At 41.0% G+C, this 19,467-nt stretch carries 15 protein-coding genes and 1 riboswitch; of the genes, 14 read left to right on the top strand and 1 reads right to left on the bottom strand.

Annotated features, from left to right (window positions below):
- Positions 1–205 precede the first annotated feature (205 nt).
- The 7 genes from murG to lpxC all read left to right on the top strand — a co-directional run bounded on the left by murG (position 206) and on the right by lpxC (position 8,346).
- Positions 206–1,303, top strand: coding sequence for an undecaprenyldiphospho-muramoylpentapeptide beta-N-acetylglucosaminyltransferase (gene murG / locus AC4CVF_RS17990; RefSeq protein ID WP_419326942.1), 1,098 nt, complete (start codon positions 206–208; stop codon positions 1,301–1,303).
- Positions 1,304–1,316: 13 nt separating this feature from the next.
- Positions 1,317–2,765 carry a UDP-N-acetylmuramate--L-alanine ligase gene (murC, locus tag AC4CVF_RS17985; RefSeq protein WP_336952465.1) on the top strand — a complete coding sequence of 483 codons (1,449 nt, stop codon included), beginning with the start codon at positions 1,317–1,319 and terminating at the stop codon, positions 2,763–2,765.
- Between the two features lie 81 nt (positions 2,766–2,846).
- Positions 2,847–3,776, top strand: a complete 930-nt coding sequence (locus AC4CVF_RS17980) for a D-alanine--D-alanine ligase (protein WP_336952463.1) — start codon at positions 2,847–2,849, stop codon at positions 3,774–3,776.
- Between the two features lie 4 nt (positions 3,777–3,780).
- Positions 3,781–4,635: a cell division protein FtsQ/DivIB gene (locus AC4CVF_RS17975; RefSeq protein ID WP_490789791.1), complete on the top strand. Its 855-nt coding sequence runs from the start codon at positions 3,781–3,783 to the stop codon at positions 4,633–4,635.
- 63 nt (positions 4,636–4,698) lie between these two features.
- Positions 4,699–5,961 carry a cell division protein FtsA gene (gene ftsA / locus AC4CVF_RS17970; RefSeq protein ID WP_419326944.1) on the top strand — a complete coding sequence of 421 codons (1,263 nt, stop codon included), beginning with the start codon at positions 4,699–4,701 and terminating at the stop codon, positions 5,959–5,961.
- A 163-nt stretch (positions 5,962–6,124) separates the two neighbouring features.
- Positions 6,125–7,318 (top strand): cell division protein FtsZ, encoded by a 1,194-nt coding sequence (gene ftsZ / locus AC4CVF_RS17965; protein ID WP_336952457.1) that lies wholly within the window; start codon positions 6,125–6,127, stop codon positions 7,316–7,318.
- Between the two features lie 125 nt (positions 7,319–7,443).
- Positions 7,444–8,346, top strand: coding sequence for a UDP-3-O-acyl-N-acetylglucosamine deacetylase (lpxC, locus tag AC4CVF_RS17960; RefSeq protein WP_419326945.1), 903 nt, complete (start codon positions 7,444–7,446; stop codon positions 8,344–8,346).
- Between the two features lie 97 nt (positions 8,347–8,443).
- Here lpxC and AC4CVF_RS17955 read toward each other — a convergent pair whose 3' ends face one another.
- Positions 8,444–8,893 (bottom strand): DUF721 domain-containing protein, encoded by a 450-nt coding sequence (locus tag AC4CVF_RS17955; protein WP_336952455.1) that lies wholly within the window; start codon positions 8,891–8,893, stop codon positions 8,444–8,446.
- A 105-nt stretch (positions 8,894–8,998) separates the two neighbouring features.
- Between AC4CVF_RS17955 and AC4CVF_RS17950 the strand changes: the two genes are divergently transcribed.
- The 7 genes from AC4CVF_RS17950 (at position 8,999) to guaB (ending at position 19,446) form a co-directional block, all read left to right on the top strand.
- Positions 8,999–9,676, top strand: a complete 678-nt coding sequence (locus AC4CVF_RS17950; protein ID WP_490789790.1) for a M23 family metallopeptidase — start codon at positions 8,999–9,001, stop codon at positions 9,674–9,676.
- A 287-nt stretch (positions 9,677–9,963) separates the two neighbouring features.
- Entirely contained in the window at positions 9,964–12,672 is a 2,709-nt protein-coding gene (gene aceE / locus AC4CVF_RS17945) for a pyruvate dehydrogenase (acetyl-transferring), homodimeric type (protein ID WP_490789789.1), read from the top strand.
- Positions 12,673–12,674: 2 nt separating this feature from the next.
- The gene (locus AC4CVF_RS17940) at positions 12,675–14,651 is read left to right on the top strand and encodes a 2-oxo acid dehydrogenase subunit E2 (RefSeq protein ID WP_419327072.1); all 1,977 of its coding nucleotides are present in this window, start codon (positions 12,675–12,677) and stop codon (positions 14,649–14,651) included.
- Positions 14,652–15,199: 548 nt separating this feature from the next.
- Positions 15,200–15,357, top strand: a riboswitch (yybP-ykoY riboswitch).
- A gap of 88 nt (positions 15,358–15,445) precedes the next feature.
- A complete protein-coding gene (locus AC4CVF_RS17935) occupies positions 15,446–16,024 on the top strand; it encodes a TMEM165/GDT1 family protein (RefSeq protein WP_336952447.1) in 579 nt (192 codons plus the stop codon).
- Positions 16,025–16,237: 213 nt separating this feature from the next.
- Entirely contained in the window at positions 16,238–17,035 is a 798-nt protein-coding gene (locus AC4CVF_RS17930) for an oxygen-binding di-iron domain-containing protein (RefSeq protein WP_004718609.1), read from the top strand.
- An 89-nt stretch (positions 17,036–17,124) separates the two neighbouring features.
- Positions 17,125–17,490 carry a YkgJ family cysteine cluster protein gene (locus AC4CVF_RS17925; protein WP_336952445.1) on the top strand — a complete coding sequence of 122 codons (366 nt, stop codon included), beginning with the start codon at positions 17,125–17,127 and terminating at the stop codon, positions 17,488–17,490.
- 489 nt (positions 17,491–17,979) lie between these two features.
- The gene (gene guaB, locus AC4CVF_RS17920; protein WP_004718605.1) at positions 17,980–19,446 is read left to right on the top strand and encodes an IMP dehydrogenase; all 1,467 of its coding nucleotides are present in this window, start codon (positions 17,980–17,982) and stop codon (positions 19,444–19,446) included.
- Positions 19,447–19,467: the final 21 nt, after the last annotated feature.

The raw sequence follows: 19,467 nt of genomic DNA, 5'->3' as shown, positions 1-19,467 counted from the left end.
CGAGAAATATAAAAAAATAACGTTTAATTCCACTTTTTTTAACAGATTAATGATAAAAGTAGTTTAAACTTTCAAATCAGTAGAAAAAAACAATGAAAGGCTTGGTGAAAAAAAGTAAATAAACTTTTCCCCATAGCGGATTGTGATTACAATTGGTTGTTTAAGACATTCGTTAATATTTATTTTTGCATTGAAGAATTAGACCGTGACCGAACCCCAGCAAAGCACACCTAAACACATCATGATGATGGCGGCAGGTACAGGTGGACATGTATTCCCTGCACTGGCAGTTGCAAAAGAATTGCAACAGCAAGGCAGCCAAGTGTCTTGGTTGGCGACTCCGACAGGTATGGAAAATCGACTTTTAAAACAACATGATATTCCAATCTATCAAATTGATATTCAAGGTGTACGTGGCAATGGAATTGTACGTAAATTAGCTGCACCATTTAAGATTTTAAAAGCAACTTTGAGCGCGATGCGCTATATGAAACAGCTCAATGTTGATGCAGTGGCTGGGTTTGGCGGTTATGTTGCGGGGCCAGGCGGTTTGGCTGCGCGTTTGTTGGGTATTCCTGTAATTATTCACGAACAAAATGCAGTGGCAGGCTTTACCAATACTCAACTTTCAAGAATTGCTAAAAAGGTCTGCGAGGCTTTTCCAGATACTTTTCCGAAAAGTGAAAAAATTGTGACGACAGGTAATCCTGTACGGGCAGAAATTACCGCAATTTATAATCCTTCTTTTCGTTATAAAGAACGCGAAAATGCGACTGAACCCTTACATATTTTAATTGTTGGTGGTTCTTTGGGTGCGCAAGCCTTGAATGAGTGTGTCCCTCAAGCCTTAAAAAAATTTGATGTTCCATTAAAAGTGTTTCATCAATGTGGGCAAAACAAGCAAGAGATCACACAGGCTTTATATGCGGATGCACCTGAAAATATACAGGTTGAAGTTCAGCCATTTATTGAAGATATGGCATTGGCCTATAGCAACGCAGATTTAATTATTTGTCGTGCAGGTGCATTGACGGTCACTGAAGTGGCGACTGCTGGTGTGGCGGCTGTATTTGTGCCATTACCAAGTGCGGTAGATGATCACCAAACTGCCAATGCAAGATTTTTGGAGAAAACAGGTGCTGCGAAAATCTGTCCGCAGCAGAGCATGACTCCAGATTCATTAAAGGATTTATTAACACCGTTGATGAACCGCCAATTATTAATGGAAATGGCGGTAAAAGCTCGTCAACAAGCTCAACCAGATGCAACACAACGTGTGGTTGGTTTAATTCAAGATTTGTAAGTTAGAGTTGATTATGTCTCCAACAAGCCCTGCTGATAAAGCAAAAAACCTAATTAAAATTCCAGAGATGCGCCGTATTAAACATATCCATTTTGTGGGTGTCGGTGGTGCTGGAATGTGTGGTATTGCAGAAGTATTGAAAAACCAAGGCTATAAGGTTTCTGGTTCTGACATTAAGGCATCAAAAACGACGGCTCAACTTGAAGAAAATGGAATTAAAGTTTTTATTGGACATACTGCAGACAATATTAAAGGTGCAAATGTACTGGTTGTCTCTACTGCAATCGACCCTGAAAATTTAGAAGTAAAAGCAGCAATTGAAAACCGTATACCGGTAGTTCGTCGTGCAGAAATGTTGGGTGAATTGATGCGTTACCGTCATGGTATCGCTGTTGCAGGAACCCATGGTAAAACCACGACAACCAGTTTAGTGACCTGCATGCTGGCAGAAGAAAACATGGATCCAACTTATGTGATCGGTGGTCTGTTAAATCGTACGGGTGTTAACGCAGCTTTGGGTGCCAGTCGTTTTATTGTCGCTGAAGCAGACGAATCAGATGCGTCATTCTTACATCTAGAGCCTATGGCGGCCATTGTCACCAATATTGATGCCGATCATATGGATACCTATGGGGGTAGTTTTGATGTACTCAAAGACACCTTTATTAAGTTCTTACAGAAAATGCCGTTCTATGGCTTGGCTGTAGTCTGTGGTGATGATGCCAATATTCGTGAAATCATGCCACGTATTGGTCGTCCAGTATTGACCTATGGTTTTAATGAAGACAATGACATTCGAGCAATTGATGTTGAACAAGTCGGTATGCAGTCAAGCTTTACCGTATTACGTAAAGGTCGTGAGCCATTACGTTTAACTATCAATCTTCCGGGGTTACATAATATTCTAAACGCATTGGCTGCGATTGGTATTGCAACGGATGAAGGTGTGTCTGATGCTGCGATTGCACGTGCCTTAGAAAGCTTTAGTGGTGTAGGTCGTCGTTTCCAAGTTCAAGGTGAGTTTGAATTGGATGAAGGTACTGTAAAACTGGTTGATGATTATGGTCATCACCCGAAAGAAGTTGAAGCAACCATTAAAGCTGCACGTGCCAGCCATCCAGATCGCCGTTTAGTAATGATGTTTCAGCCACACCGTTATAGTCGTACTCGTGACTGTTTTGATGATTTTGTAGATGTGTTGTCACAAGTCGATCAATTATTATTGTTAGAAGTATATCCTGCAGGTGAGAAACCGATTGTTGGTGCAGATAGTCGTTCTTTAGCGAGGAGTATTCGTTTGCGTGGGGAAGTTGAACCGATTTTGATTGATCCAGTGGAAGGTAATTTACAGAACGCGATACAAAAAGTGTTACAAGCGAATGACTTGTTATTAACACAAGGTGCGGGTAACGTGGGAGCAATTTCTGTAGAATTGGCTCAAAATCAACTGTATTTAAAATAATTGATTTGGTTTTGTTTAAACTTGGATTTAAATAAAGCCTAGAAATTAAATTGACTAACTTATAAGTTTAAGGATTTAAACGTGTCAAATGCTTCTAAATTCGGCAAAGTAGCGGTGTTGCTTGGTGGGAAATCTGCTGAGCGTATGGTGTCATTAGATAGTGGTAAAGCTGTTTTAGAAGCATTATTACGTTCGGGGGTGAATGCGGAAGGCTTTGATCCACAAGAGCGTAGTGTGACGGAACTTGTAGGTTATGATCGTGCATTTATTGTGTTGCATGGTCGTGGTGGTGAAGATGGTCAAATCCAAGGCGTATTAGAATGGATGAATGTACCGTATACAGGTACAGGTGTTCAGGGCTCCGCTATTGGGATGGACAAAGTTAAAACCAAACAAATTTGGCAAGGTTCAGATTTACCGACGGCACCCTATCGTATTATTTCTAAAGATTCTGATTTAAATGAAGTGATTGAAAGCCTTGGTTTACCGCTAATCATTAAGCCTGTACATGAAGGTTCTAGTGTAGGTATGAGTAAGGTTGAAAAAGCTGAAGATCTTACTGCTGCAATTGAAAAAGCCACAATACATGATGCAGTTGTGATGGCGGAAAAATGGATCACGGGGCGGGAATATACTATTTCTTTCCTTAATGGTTTGCCACTGCCAGTCATTCGTTTGCAACCACCTGCTGATGTTGCATTTTATGACTATGAAGCAAAATATAACCGTAATGACGTGGAATATGGTATTCCATGTGGTTTAAGTGAGTCAGAAGAAAAGAACTTACAGGAATTGTGTTTACGCGCTTTCCAAGCAGTTGGTGCTAGTGGTTGGGGGCGGATTGATGCGATGTTAGATGAACAAGGTAATTTCTGGTTATTAGAAGTAAATACTGTACCAGGTATGACCAGTCACTCGCTTGTTCCTAAAGCTGCAAAAGCTGTAGGTTATAGTTTTGATGAACTGTGTGTTGCGATTTTAGCGCAAACACTCACGGAACAAGCACACTAAGTTTATGGCTCAACTTCCTGCTTCGATGCGTCGCAAACGTGCGGCAATTACATCAATACACGATAGGCCGCCAACACGTCAGGAAAAGCTTCTCAACGTGGGAAGCTGGTTGCTTATGGTTATTGCTATTGCTGTGTTATTTGCAGGAATCTATGGTCTGTATAAAGTGATTACAGATGCTCGGGTAGCTACCCTTCAAGTGGTAGGTACTACCTCATCGGTAGAGTCACAAGCGATTACACAACATTTGTCACCTGTTGTTAAGAATAATTATTTCACCTCGGATTTAGAACAGATTCGAGATAAAGCACTTGAAGTATCATGGGTGGATCGTGTCGTGGTTTCTCGAGCATGGCCAAATGGTATTCGCGTGCGAATTATGCCACGTCATGCAATCGCACGTTGGGGAACCGGGCGATTACTCAGTGATGCTGGAGATGTCTACTCAGAAGCGGTGGCGAAGAATTATTCAAACCTGCCATTGCTTCATGGGCCGCTCAGCCAATCCAAAGTCATGATGCGTCGCTATAATGAAATTAATCAATTATTTCACCCAGTCAATTTACGGTTAAAAGAGCTTTATCTTACTGAACGTATGACTTGGTTTATGCAGTTTGATTCAGGGCTACGGGTGATTGTAGATCAAGATCAGACCATGAGTAAGCTACAACGTTTAAGTCACTTGGCTCAAACAGATTTGCAACCAGCTTGGTCGAATATATCCGCAATTGATTTGCGCTATCGAAATGGTTTGGCAATTCAATGGAGAAATTCTATTTCGCCAAAGATTGTGAATGGTCAGTTTGTTGTAACCAGTAATGACATAAGCGTTGCAGGTGGGATGGTTGCACAGCCATAATACGTGGCTTGAAAAAGAGGCATATAGCCAAACATAAACAATGAAGATAATGGTAGCAAAGTGATGAATGAAGCTGTTCCCTCAGTTGTTGCAATTGACATTGGGACACATAAAGTTTCAGTACTGATTGGTAAAGTACATGCCCCTGATAATATTCAGGTTATTGGCATGGCAAGCGCACGCAATAAAGGAATGAATAAAGGCAAAATTGTGAGCCTTGATAAAGTCACAAATGCAATTAAACAAGCCGTTCAAGAAGCTGAAGATATGGCTGAGTGTCGTATTCATTCAGCTTGGGTTTCAATTCCAAGCACCGAATTACAAAGCCATTATGCGATTGGTCGTACACCGATTTCAAATTCAGAACATACCATTACTACAACTGAAATGGTGCGTGCATTAGAGCTTGCTAAAGCCAGCCATATGACAGCCGATCATTACTTAGCAAGTGCAGTACCTTTAGGTTTTGAGCTGGATGATTCGAGTGAGTGGGTGCAGAACCCAATCAATTTATCTGCCAATAGTATGACAGCCCATTATCAATTGATGATGATGCCAATCAGTACCATGCAGAACTTGGATCGTGCAATGAAAGGTGCCAATATTTCGGTTGAAAAAATGGTGGTGTCTTGTTTAGCAACTGCAGAAGGTAGTTTGCTTAAAGATGAAAAGGAATATGGCGTTTGTTTGCTCGATATCGGTGCTGGAACGACCAATATTGCGGTCTATATTGAAGGGCATTTGGCATTAGCCCATACCATTCAATGTGGTGGTGAAAATGTCACACGTGATATTGCAACTGTGCTGCAAACCACAACTGAAGAAGCTGAACGGATTAAGTTACTGCATGGTTGTGTCGATATTCATCAAGTCAAACCAGATCATATGATTCAGTTTGAGGCAATTGATGGCCCACAAACCATTAGTCGTATTGAGTTGACTGAAATTATTATCGCACGCTATGAAGATATCTTAAGTAAAGTCCGATACGAATTAGAACAACGTAGTGCACTACAAAGTTTGTATCATGGTGTAGTACTGACAGGTGATGTTTGTCAGATTGAAGGCATGGTGACATTGGCTCGTCGTATGTTGGGTATCTCTGCACACTTAGGCAATCCACCATTACAAGTGGTGACCGATGATCAGAATTTACCATCTTTACGTCGTTCAATGTATGCTACGGCAGCAGGGCTACTATTGTTTAGTCAAAGTGACATGCAAGAGGCGATTGATGAGCCTGAAGTTCAAGGTGGAAGACCATTCTTTGATCGGATTGTGAGTGGTTGGAATGCCTTAAATAACAAATTAAAAGGTATTTTTTAGGTGTGGTTTTTTGGGGAATATTGTTAGGAAGTTGTAAGTGTTCTGTCCAATACTTGACAAGCTCTGCAATGAACAGCATCCTAAAAACAATTTTTATTATTGAAGATCAAGGCAGTATACGGGCTTAAGTGACTGCCAAATTATATTAGGAAATCTAAAGGTCATGGCCTCATTTGAATTTTTAGACGATGGACAAACCGATAACAACGGTCAAGCCCGTTTTACTGTGTTTGGTGTTGGTGGCGGCGGTGGTAATGCTGTACAACACATGGTGCAATCTGACATTAAAGGTGTGAAATTTGTTTGTGCAAATACAGACAAGCAAGCCCTTGATCGAATGAATGCTCCTTTCAAAATGCAACTTGGTGAGCAAAGCACACGTGGTTTGGGTGCTGGTGCCAATCCAGATGTAGGTCAAATTGCCGCTGAAGAAAGTCGTGAGCAAATCCGTCAACATCTTGAAGGTGCGGATATGGTGTTTGTGACTGCTGGAATGGGCGGTGGTACAGGTACAGGTGCTGCACCAGTTGTTGCTGAGATTGCTCAAGAAATGGGCATTCTTACTGTGGGTGTGGTGACAACGCCATTTAACTTTGAAGGTCGTCGTCGTCAACGTTCGGCTGAAAAAGGCATTGAAGCATTAGAACAACATGTTGATTCTTTAATTATTATACCGAACCAACGTTTACTCAGCGTTTATGGTGACATCTCTATGCAAGATGCTTACCGTAAAGCAGATGACGTATTGCTGAATGCAGTACGTAGTATTTTTGATCTAGTTGTTCGTCCGGGTCACATTAACCTTGACTTTGCTGACTTGAAAACTGCGATGAGTACACGTGGTTATGCGATGATGGGTGAAGGCAAGAGTAGCGGTCCAGACCGTGCTGAAGAAGCTGCACGTTTGGCGATCCGTAGTCCGTTATTGGATAATGTAAATATCATGAATGCTAAAGGAGTGTTGATTAACATCACTGGCGGCGCTGATGTGACTTTACGTGAAACCGAAGTGATTACAGATGTTGTGAACCAGATTGTTGACCTTGAAGAAGGTGAAGTGTTCTTTGGTACTGTATTTGATCCAGATGCGCGCGATGAAATTCGTGTCACTGTGATTGCAACAGGTTTAACACGTAATGCCAGTGATGCTACTGAAGCAAAACGTAGAACCCATATCAGTAACGTTGCGCAGTCATATAGCCAACAAGCCAGCCACAGCACTGTTGTTGATGAAGATGATGTTCCGGCGATTAATAAACGTCAAGAAGACGGTGCACCTGTTGCAGCACCAAGTTCAAGTGGTCGTTCTACGCCAATGAGTATTCAAGATTATTTGAAAAATCAACAGCGTAAATAATTGATAATTATTAAAAATAATTAAGATTAACGAAAAAGGTAGTGAGATTCATTACCTTTTTTGTTTTTTATCAATGGCTAAATGTGCTAACGTATAGCGGATTTGAGAATGAAGACCGAATTAGCATGTTGAAACAACGTACCCTGAAGCGAGTCGTTAAAGCGAGTGGCATCGGACTACATAGCGGACAAAAAGTCATGATTAACTTTTTGCCACATGTGGCGGACGGGGGTATTGTATTTCGCCGTATCGATTTAAATCCACCTGTAGATATTCCAGCAGATGCAATGCTAATTCAAGAAGCATTCATGTGTTCTAATTTGGTCAGCCATGAAACTAAAGTTGGAACCATTGAACATGTGACCAGTGCAATTGCAGGTCTAGGTATAGATAACCTGATTATAGAAGTGTCTGCTTCTGAAATACCGATTATGGACGGTAGTGCAGGCCCATTCATATACTTACTTATGCAGGGTGAATTAGTCGAACAGGATGCACCGAAAAAATTTATTCGGATTCTCAAACCTGTTGAAGCATTGATTGAAGATAAACGCGCGATTTTTACCCCACACGATGGTTTTCAAATTAATTTTACCATTGACTTTGATCACCCAGCCTTTGCAAAAGAATATCAGTCAGCAACCATTGATTTTTCTACAGAAACTTTTGTTTATGAAGTGAGTGGTGCACGTACTTTTGGTTTCATGAAAGATTTGGATTATTTAAAAGCCAATAATCTGGCGCTAGGTGCAAGTTTAGATAATGCTGTCGGTTTAGATGATACTGGCGTGGTCAATGAAGAAGGTCTACGTTTTGCCGATGAGTTTGTTCGCCATAAAATTTTGGATGCTGTGGGTGATTTGTACCTACTTGGGCATCAAATCATTGCCAAATTCGATGGCTATAAATCGGGTCATGCACTTAACAATCAGCTTTTACGCAATGTTAAAAGCGATCCAAGCAGCTATGAAATTGTAACATTTGATGACGAGAAGCTGTGCCCAATTCATTTTGTCAACGTGACATAAGTCTTTGTCTTTTAGGCATTGTGTTATAATGTAACAATGAAAAGTGTGATATTTATCATATTTTGATCAGTTTTAACCTTAATTTAATCTAATCAGTTTACTTTTTATTGCTTGCCAAACGTAGTAAAGCTTGGCTAAGCTTAGGGTCGCTCACAAAACTAGCGGCATTTTGTAACATTTCAGATGTTGCAGGTTGTATGCTTCTTACAGTTTTATGGGATTGTAGGGGTGTTTCAGTATTGCTGTTTTGAATACGTAAACGAACTTGCAGTTTTTGTAAATCACGAAGTTCGTTGATTTGTGATAATTGAGAAATATACTGTTTTTGAAGATAACCGAGTTGACTAATCATGGCTTGATTTTCACCGGTGATGGTCAAAATACCGTATTGATAACAGACAACTCGCCAATCCTCAGGTTGAGGGAGTAGCGGTTGAATTAATTTAGTAAGTTTTTGCCATTCGGCAACTTGCTTTGTAAGAAACGATAAGTTTCCTGTTTTTAAGTGTTGTCTTGTTGGTTGAAAGACGTTTTTTGGTTCAGACATACATGGTTCCTACATATTTATGTCCTATCTTAAGCGTTCATTTTGATAGATATCAAGGATGAGATCACTCAAGAAACTTGACTAAGAACAGTTAAAGAGGTTTTTATGCATACGCGACGTATTTTATTGGCTTTTACTATAGCAGCTTCCGCTGCAACTGCTGCATTTGCAGACTTGGTTCAATCACCAGATCGTTTAGAACAATTATCAAAGACTTTATCACAAGGCTCTTACAATCCAGATGATTTAGATCTTCCTGCTTCAGCAAAGATGAATATTACTTTGCGTAGCAAAGATGTACCAATCGAGTTAAACAATGCAAGTATCGCTAAAAAATACGGTTCTAGCTCAAACTCTGCTTCTCGTTATACTGCAAACTCTCCATATTCTTGGTTAGTCACTCATCCTCTGCCGGATATGAAGCGCGTAAGCTCTGACTTCGGTGGTCGCACAATGGGTGGTCGTGCCGAACATCATTCTGGTTTAGATCTTTCAGCGCCAAGTGGTACACCAATTTATGCAACAGGTCCTGGTATTGTCACCAAGTCTGGTTGGGGTACGGGTTATGGTCAATATGTAGAAATCAACCATGGCAATGGCTATATCACGCGTTATGCACACGCTTCACGTCTAATTGCACGTGTAGGTGATCAAGTTAAGGCAGGTGAACATATTGCCAACGTGGGTTGTACTGGTCGTTGTACTGGTCCACATTTACATTATGAACTAGTGAAAGATGGTCAACGTAAAAATCCATCTTCTTACTTAGCAATGTTACCATAACCTTAACCCTTTCATTGTTGAAGGTATGACTGATGCTCTGTATGCATGGTTGAATTCGTAGTCGCGATGAATTAAATACTGTATTCAGACTATCATCAAATAAAAAATATTTTGTATAAAAAACCGCCTTTATTGGCGGTTTTTTGTTATTTTAAGTGTCAATTAGTCAACAACTATTTAGTTGCTAAATAATCCTCACAATCTGCATTTGGCTGTAACGATAACTTAACATGCCCAAAACATGATACATATAATATATAGAAAACTATTCAAGGAGTAAGTGGGAAATGGCGTATTATGGTGATAGCGACGCTCAGGAAACACAAGAATGGCAAGATGCCTTTGATTCAGTGCTCCAGCATATGGGCACTGATCGTGCTGCGTTTTTATTAGAAAAATTATATCAACAAGCAATTTCGAAGCATGTACCTATTCAGCGTCTAAATACCCCTTATTTAAATACCATTCCAGTAGAAGAATCTCCAGCGATGCCAGGCGACCAAGATATGGAGCGTCGTATTAGAGCATTAATTCGTTGGAATGCTTTGGCAATGGTTTTACGTGCCAATAAAACAGGTGATGACTTAGGTGGTCACTTGGCAAGTTTCGCGTCTTCAGCGACCCTATATGATGTCGGTTTTAACCATTTCTTCCGTGCCAATAGCGATAGCTTTGGTGGCGATATGATCTATTACCAAGGTCATTGTGCACCAGGTATTTACGCACGTTCATTTTTAGAAGGTCGTTTGACCGAAGATCAGTTGAGTAATTTCCGTCGTGAAGTGGGTGGTCAGGGACTTTCAAGTTACCCGCATCCTTATTTAATGCCTGATTATTGGCAGTTTCCAACCGTATCGATGGGCCTTGGTCCAATCATGTCAATTTATCAAGCACATATTCAAAAATACTTGATGAATCGTGGTTTGATTAAAGAAGAGAACCGTAAGGTTTGGGCGTATCTTGGCGATGGTGAAATGGATGAACCAGAAAGTTTAGGTGCAATCTCGCTTGCGGGTCGTGAAAAATTAGACAATTTAATCTGGGTAGTGAACTGTAACTTACAGCGTCTAGATGGTCCAGTTCGTGGTAATGGTAAAATTATCCAAGAGCTGGAGTCACTATTCCGTGGCGCAGGTTGGCGTGTGATTAAAGTCGTATGGGGTCGTCATTGGGATCCTTTGCTTGACAAAGATACATCAGGTGCTTTGAAAGCCCGTATGGATGAAACGCTAGATGGTGAATACCAACGTTACCAAGTAAAAGGGGGTGCTTATACCCGTGAAAAATTCTTTGGTAAATACCCTGAAGCCGCGGAGTTGGTAAAAGGCTTAAGCGATGAAGATATTGATAATCTGAATCGCGGTGGTCATGATCCATACAAAGTATATGCTGCGTATGCCGCAGCAATGACCAGCAATGGTCAACCGACTGTAATCTTGGCGAAAACAGTGAAAGGTTATGGTTTGTCTGACGAAATTGAAGCTGTCAACAAAACCCACCAAATCAAGAAAATGCAACACGATTCATTGAAATATGTACGTGACCGTTTTAATTTACCATTCTCTGATGAGCAACTCGAAGAGCTTCCATTTTATCGTCCAGGTGAAAACTCACCTGAATTGAAATATATGAAAGCACGTCGTGAAGCTTTAGGTGGTTATTTGCCTGCACGTCGTAAAGACAGCGAAGTATTGGCGATTCCTGAGATTTCAGTATTTGATGGTGTACTTAAAGGCAGTGGTGGTAAAGAGCAATCAACTACGATGGTTATGGTGCGCTTGATTGCAGCTTTGTTAAAAGAAAAAGCCATTAAAGACCGTGTTGTGCCTATCGTACCTGATGAAGCACGTACTTTCGGTTTAGAAGGTATGTTCCGTCAGTTGGGTATCTATGCTGCGCATGGACAAAACTATACCCCAGAAGACCAAGAACAGCTCATGAACTATCGTGAAGCAAAAGATGGTCACATGTTGCAAGAAGGGATCAATGAAGCAGGTGCAATGAGCGCTTGGTCAGCATTGGGTACCAGTTATTCAACCAATAACTTACCAATGATTCCGATGTATATGTATTACTCAATGTTTGGTTTCCAACGTATTGGGGATATTGCATGGGCAGCAGGTGACTCTCAGGCACAAGGCTTCTTGTGTGGTGCAACAGCTGGTCGTACAACATTAAATGGTGAAGGTTTACAACACCAAGATGGTCATTCTCATATCTTGGCAGGTACGATTCCAAACTGTGTAGCTTATGATCCTTGCTTTGGTTATGAGTTAGCCGTGATTGTGCATGATGGTTTACAACGTATTTATGTGAATCAGGAACGTGTGTTCTACTACTTGACTCTCATGAATGAAAATTATGATCAACCGGCATTGCCTGAAGGTGCTGAAGAAGGCATCAAACGTGGTATGTACTTGTTCAATAAAGATGAAAAAGCCACAGTTCAGTTATTGGGTTCAGGCGTGATTCTGCGTGAAGTGATTAAAGCTGGGCAAATTTTACGTGATGAATACCAAATCCATTCCAATGTATGGAGTGTAACAAGCTTTAATGAGTTGGCACGTGATGGTATGGCTGTTGAAGAATACAATCGCCTTCATCCACTTGAAGACGGTAAAGAGTCTTGGGTTTCTCAGCAATTACGTGACACGGATGGTATTGTTGTTTCAGCAACAGATCATATGCGTGCGTATAGCGAACAGATCCGCGCTTACCTTCCAGATAGCCGTCCATACGTAACTTTAGGTACAGATGGTTATGGCCGTTCAGATACACGCAGTAATTTACGTAGTTACTTTGGTGTAGATGCAGCACATATTGTGGTTGCAACATTGAAAAAACTTGCAGATGAAGGTGAAGTTGATCCACGATTAGTCAAAGATGCAATCTCTTCATTTGAACTTGATGTTGATCGTCCAGTTGCATGGTTACCGCAAGCGCATCCATCTGTACAAGAAGTTGCTGCTTATACTGAAGTGACAGAGGAGAAATAATGATGCAAGTTAAAACTCCTGATATTGGCGTTGATAAGGCCACTGTTGCAGAAATCTTGGTGAAAGTAGGGGATACCATCGCTGTTGATGACAGTATCGTTCTACTTGAGTCAGACAAAGCCTCTGTTGAAGTACCAAGCACTTCAGCAGGTGTGGTTAAAAGTATTGCCGTTACGGAAGGTGATGAAGTTTCAGAAGGTGCTGTATTGATCGAAGTTGAATCTGCGGATGCAACAGAGACAGAAACACCCGCACAGCCTGCTCAAGAAGCTGCAAAAACTGAACCTGCTGTAGAAACTAAAGTTGAATCTGTGGCGCCTGCTGCATCTGCGACAGCTTCATCTCAAACAGTTGAAGTTCAAGTGCCAGATATTGGTGTTGAAAAAGCTTTGGTCGGCGAAGTTCTGGTTAAAGTGGGCGACGAAATTGCGGTAGATGACAGTATCGTTGTAGTGGAATCGGATAAAGCAACGGTTGAAGTTCCAAGTACCGTTGCCGGCACGGTTGAAAGTGTTGTGGTCAAAGAAGGCGATAATGTTAAAGAGGGTGTGGTGCTGATTACAGTGAAAACTGTAGGCGCTGCAACGACTTCATCGGCAGCGCCTGCTGAAGCACCTCAACAAACATCAGCAACACCGACTCAAACTGCTGCACCAGAAGCATCAGCGCCAGCCCAATCGGGTAAAGTTGAAGTTGCTGTTCCTGATCTTGGTGTAGATAAGGCAACAATTTCTGAAATCTTGGTGAGCGTAGGCGATCAAGTTGAAAAAGACCAAAGCCTTTGCGTTGCGGAGTCAGATAAAGCCTCTGTAGAAGTGCCAAGTACGGTTGCAGGTACGGTGACGGCGATCCATGTGGAATTGAATCAGTCTGTGAGTCAGGGCACTGCTTTGGTGACGATTGAAGCACAAGGTCAAACTGCACCAGCACCACAAGAAAAGCCAGCTGCTCAAGCAGTACAAACTGCATCAACACCAGTCGCAAAAACGGCAACATCAGCGCCAAAAGCTGAAGTAGCAGTTGCTCAAGCGGGTACTGAAAAGTTATCTAAAGCGCAACAAGCTGAAAATGCTAAAGTTTACGCTGGTCCTGCTGTGCGTAAGCTTGCGCGTGAACTGGGTGTGGTTTTATCACAAGTCGAGGCCTCTGGCCCTCATGAACGTGTGATGAAGGATGATGTTTTTGCTTTTGTTAAAGCCAAATTGACTGCTCCACAAGCAGCAGCTCAAACATCTGCTACGCCAGTCGTTTCAGGTTTGCCTGCATTACCAGATTTCAGTGCATTTGGTGGTAGTGAAATTGCGCCAATGACGCGTTTACAGCAAGTGTCTGTACCGCAATTGTCATTAAATAATTTTATTCCACAAGTGACACAATTTGATTTAGCCGATATTACTGAGCTAGAAGCTTGGCGCAGTGAGCTAAAAGGGAAATTTAAGCAAGATGGTATTAGCTTAACGATCCTTGCCTTTATTGCAAAAGCGGTGGCGTTCCTACTCAAAGAAGAGCCTTATTTCGCGGGTCACTTGGCAGATGATCAAAAGTCTGTGCTGTTGCGCAAAGAAATTCATATGGGCATCGCTGTGGCGACACCAGATGGTTTAACTGTTCCAGTATTGCGTAATCCTGATCAAAAATCGATTAAGCAAATTGCTATTGAATTGGGAGAGCTGAGTAAGAAAGCACGTGATAAGAAACTTTCTCCGAAGGACTTACAAGGTGCAAACTTTACCATTACCAGCCTAGGTTCAATTGGCGGTACTGCATTTACACCATTGGTGAACTGGCCTCAAGTTGCGATTTTGGGTATTTCACCTGCAACGATGCAACCAGTATGGAATGGCTCAGGCTTTGATCCAAAACTGATGTTGCCATTGTCATTGTCTTATGACCATCGTGTGATTAATGGTGCAGATGCTGCGCGATTTACCAATAAATTGACCAAGTTGTTATCAGATATTCGTAACATCTTGCTTTAAGTTTTAAATCATAGAAGACCTCGCTTTAGGCGAGGTTTTTTATGCATCTAATTTTGTTTTATCAATAATTTTCGAACCTGCTTTAAAGTTATGATTCAATATCGTCAATCTGTCAAAAAACTCAGGCACAAGAATATAATTTCTCTTAATTAATATTTTTTATTAAATCAATTATATGAAAAACAAATTATCTGATTATAAAAAAGCGTGCAATGCCACACCTTACATTCAAAGTTTAAATACTATTGCGTAGGCGATGCTTCACTTTTGGTAGGGGGATGTCAAACCTTGCGCTGCAAACAAAGCTGTGCTTTGTTTTTGCTCATGTTGGGTGAGGGATACGTCCTGTAACCCCGGCCAACGGCGACATTCATGTCGCCCCACAATAGGATAACCATCTAGGGTTCAAAATTAGTGAGGAACGAAATTGAATTTATTCTATGCGGGTATTAAAAATGCTTCGGTACGATATTTTTTGAAGTTTATCTAAGCTTTAAATTTTTTAATTTTTAAAAATTGAAAATGATCGATAAAGCGTTGTAGAATAGCTGTACTTCATTGGGGAGTAGCCGCTGTTTGTCATCTGCGAGATGATAAATGGGTGATGATCAACATAATTACTCAACAGAGTATGGTCATCATAGCAAAGAACCAATTTAGCTGAAGGTGTTTACTCAGCTATCTTTTGTTGGCAAGACCTTTGATTTATCACTCCGCGTTGAATAGGCAACTATTCATATTGGCTAGCAGGAGGGATAAGTCATCGGTAAATATTGCTAGCCAGAGACTTTGAAATGTTAAATGCCTTCCTCATCTCTTTAGTGGTTGTCGCTTTGTCCGAAATGGGCGATAAAACACAACTACTCGCATTACTTCTTGCTGCACGTTTTCGTAAACCTATTCCGATTTTAATTGCAATTTTATTGGCAACTATTGTCAATCATGGTGTATCGGCTGTGCTTGGTCAGTGGATTACCACGGTCCTTAGCCCGACAGTTTTACTTTGGATTGTATCACTTGGCTTTATTGGTATGGCTGGGTGGATGCTGATTCCAGATGAATTGGATGATGAATCTGAAAGTATTAATAAATGGCAAAAATATGGGGTCTTTGGTGCAACCTTTGTATTATTCTTCCTTGCAGAAATTGGCGATAAAACTCAAATCGCCACAGTGGCACTTGCTGCACGCTTTGACAGTATCGGTTGGGTAACCCTAGGGACCACATTGGGGATTATGTTGGTCAATGCACCTGCTGTATTTATTGGCAATAAATTGGCGGATAAATTACCTATTGCGTTGATTCATAAAATTGGAGCTGCAATCTTCTTTATTATTGGTGTCGCGGCTTTAGTTCAGCATTACTTTTTTTAAGCTCAATTCTCCTAGCTGATTGAACATCAATAAAGTCATCTATTTTTAAAGCTGAAAACCCAACTTAATGTTGGGTTTTTTACTATTTTGAGAATGATGACACAAATAATCTTTAAACTTAGGTTGTAGATTTATTGTAACTTTGAAGAAAACCTTATATGTTGTATGGGATAACTAAAGATTTATTTTAAAAAAGGTTTTGGGGTTTCTGGTATGGCTTTAGATCGCACCACATCGCAAGTTTTGTTTGATAATGGCACTCATAAATGTATAAGTTTTACCAGTTTGGTGAAAGGTGAAGGTGTACAAGCCAATCAGTTTCTTATTTTAAATAATGAACGTGCAGCAGTATTAGATCCCGGCGGTGATTTGACCTATGTGCCACTGACCATGGAGCTTAATAAATACACCCGATTACAAAATCTAGACTATGTCATGGCATCTCACCAAGATCCCGACATCATTACTTCTATGCCACGTTGGTTGGTCTATACCGATGCCAAAGTGGTCGCATCTAAATTATGGGCACGCTTTTTACCTCATTTAAATTCCGCATTTATGAGTGATCGTATGAAAGGGGGCTGGTTAGAGCGTCTGATCGAATTGCCTGACCAAGGAGGCTCTATTCCATTGGGAGAAACACGCATTATCGTAGTTCCTGCGCATTTCCTACATTCCGTTGGAAATTTCCAGTTTTACGATCCAATTTCAAAAATTTTATTCTCAGGTGATATGGGGGCATCGATTGTTGATGATGCATCGAAACCAATTGAAGATTTTGCAATGCACATTCCAACCATGCATGGTTTTCATCAGCGCTATATGTGTACCAATCGGGTGATCCGTTTATGGGTGAAAATGGTACGTCAAATGGATATTGAAATGATTGTGCCACAACATGGTAAGCCGTTTATTGGTAAAGAGATGATTCATCAGTTTTTAGACTGGATCGAAAATTTACAATGTGGTGTCGATTTGATGGATGAGTCCGTGTTTACCTGTCCGCAATAAAAAATTCAAAAAATATATTGAGTTTGAGTGCGACTTTTTTTAGGATTTTCTTGCCAAAATTTTAAATTGATAACGAGAATCTTAAAAAAATGTTGTCACAAATATCAGCACAGGATGCGTGCTTAAGTTGCGGGGCGTGTTGCGCCTTTTTCCGAGTCTCATTTTATTGGGCAGAAGGAGAAGCTATGCCAGCAGATTATGTCGAACCTTTGACAGCAGTGTATTCTTGTATGCAGGGCACCAATCAAAAGCAACCGCGTTGTGTGGCATTAAAAGGTGAGATTGGACAGCAAGTCAGCTGTAGTATGTATGAACAACGGAGTTCTTCATGCAAACAGGTACATGCTGGTGATTCTCAATGTGCAAAAGCAAGACAAGGCTATGGTTTGATTCCGCTGATCGAAATCGAGGTTGCTACCCCCAGCAATGATGAAGACTTTGATCAGGTATGTTAAAACTTAAGTGGAAAAATTTAGGATAGAAGAATGTTTATATTCAGTATTCTACGTGGTAAAGAGTGGATTAATCTGAATAATCAACCAGTGTAAAAGTCAGCTGTTGCGCTGTTAAATACTGTCGAGCTCCTCCCACACAGCTGCGCTTGAATATGGACAAATATATAGTCCATCCTGTTGAAAAAGCATCATCAAATGGGGCAAGCTTTTTGGATTTAAGCTATCTTGACTGCGCTACTCAATATAATCATATGTTCAGTAGGGTTTTTGATGAAAGCCTAGCTGTTACTTTAAAAGCAGAGACTGTAAGTCGACACTTTGCTGCAGTGTTAAATCCACTAAAATCTTATATTCAAAGCCTATTTTTATTTCAATAAGATACTGAAAAATAAAGTGAGACTGAGAATAAAAGAAATCCACGTAATAAAAAATGAAAATTGAACGGAAATTTGTATATAATAGCTCACGGAAATTACCAGCGAGACTGTTATGTTGACCATCGTTCAAGAAGCGCTAACCTTCGATGATGTCTTATTACTCCCTGCCTATTCTACTATCCTCCCAAAAGATGTCTCTCTAAAGACACGCCTCACACGCGGCATTCAACTGAACATCCCTATGGTTTCAGCAGCAATGGATACTGTGACTGAGTCACGTATGGCGATTGCAATGGCGCAAAACGGTGGTATTGGTATTTTACATAAAAACATGGATATTTCTGCACAAGCTGCAGAAGTTCGCCGTGTAAAAAAATTCGAAGCGGGAATGGTGAAAGATCCGATTACCGTGACACCTGAAACCACAATTCGTGATTTGATGGCAATTACGCAAGCCAACAATATCAGTGGTGTACCTGTCGTTAAAGATGGCAAAGTGGTTGGAATTGTGACTGGCCGAGATACTCGTTTTGTAACGAATTTGGAACAACCAGTAAGCAATATCATGACAGGACAAGATCGTCTTGTGACTGTTCGTGAAAATGAATCTAAAGAAAATATTCAAGCATTATTGCAAAAACACCGTATTGAAAAAGTATTGGTGGTTGATGAAAGCAATGCATTAAAAGGCTTAATTACTGTTACAGATTTCCGTAAAGCGGAATCTTATCCAAACAGCTGTAAAGATGAGTTAGGTCGTTTACGTGTTGGTGCAGCGGTGGGTACGGGTGCTGAAACTCCAAGCCGTGTTGAAGCTTTGGTTGAAGCCGGGGTCGATGCAATTGTTGTAGATACTGCACATGGTCATTCTGCGGGTGTAATTGAGCGTGTCCGTTGGGTAAAAGCAAACTTCCCTCAAGTTCAAGTCATTGGCGGTAATATTGCAACGGGTGATGCTGCTTTGGCGTTACTTGATGCTGGTGCAGATGCCGTTAAAGTGGGTATTGGTCCTGGTTCAATCTGTACTACACGTATTGTTGCTGGTATTGGTATGCCACAAATCTCTGCAATTGATAGTGTTGCTAATGCATTGAAAGATCAAATTCCATTAATTGCTGATGGCGGTATCCGTTTTTCTGGGGATATGGCGAAAGCGATTGGTGCTGGTGCAAGTACGATTATGGTGGGTTCACTCATGGCAGGTACTGAAGAAGCGCCAGGTGAAGTTGAATTTTTCCAAGGTCGCTATTACAAAGCATACCGTGGTATGGGTTCTTTGGGTGCAATGGCGGGTGCGACGGGTTCTGCAGATCGTTATTTCCAAGACTCAAAAGCGGGCGCTGAGAAGTTGGTACCTGAAGGTATTGAAGGTCGCGTACCGTACAAAGGTCCAATGGGCAATATCGTACATCAAATGATGGGTGGTTTACGTTCATCTATGGGCTATACGGGTTCTGCTACGATTGAAGACTTACGCCAAAATGCAAAATTTGTGAAAATTACTGCCGCAGGTATGCAAGAGTCACATGTGCATGATGTAACGATTACTAAAGAAGCGCCGAACTATCGTGTAGGTTAATCTTTTGTAATATTTTGATTG

Source organism: Acinetobacter sp. LipI_19, from assembly GCF_058242925.1.
The sequence above is the reverse complement of the archived record's forward strand: the minus strand, read 5'-3'. Positions and strand labels throughout refer to the sequence as shown.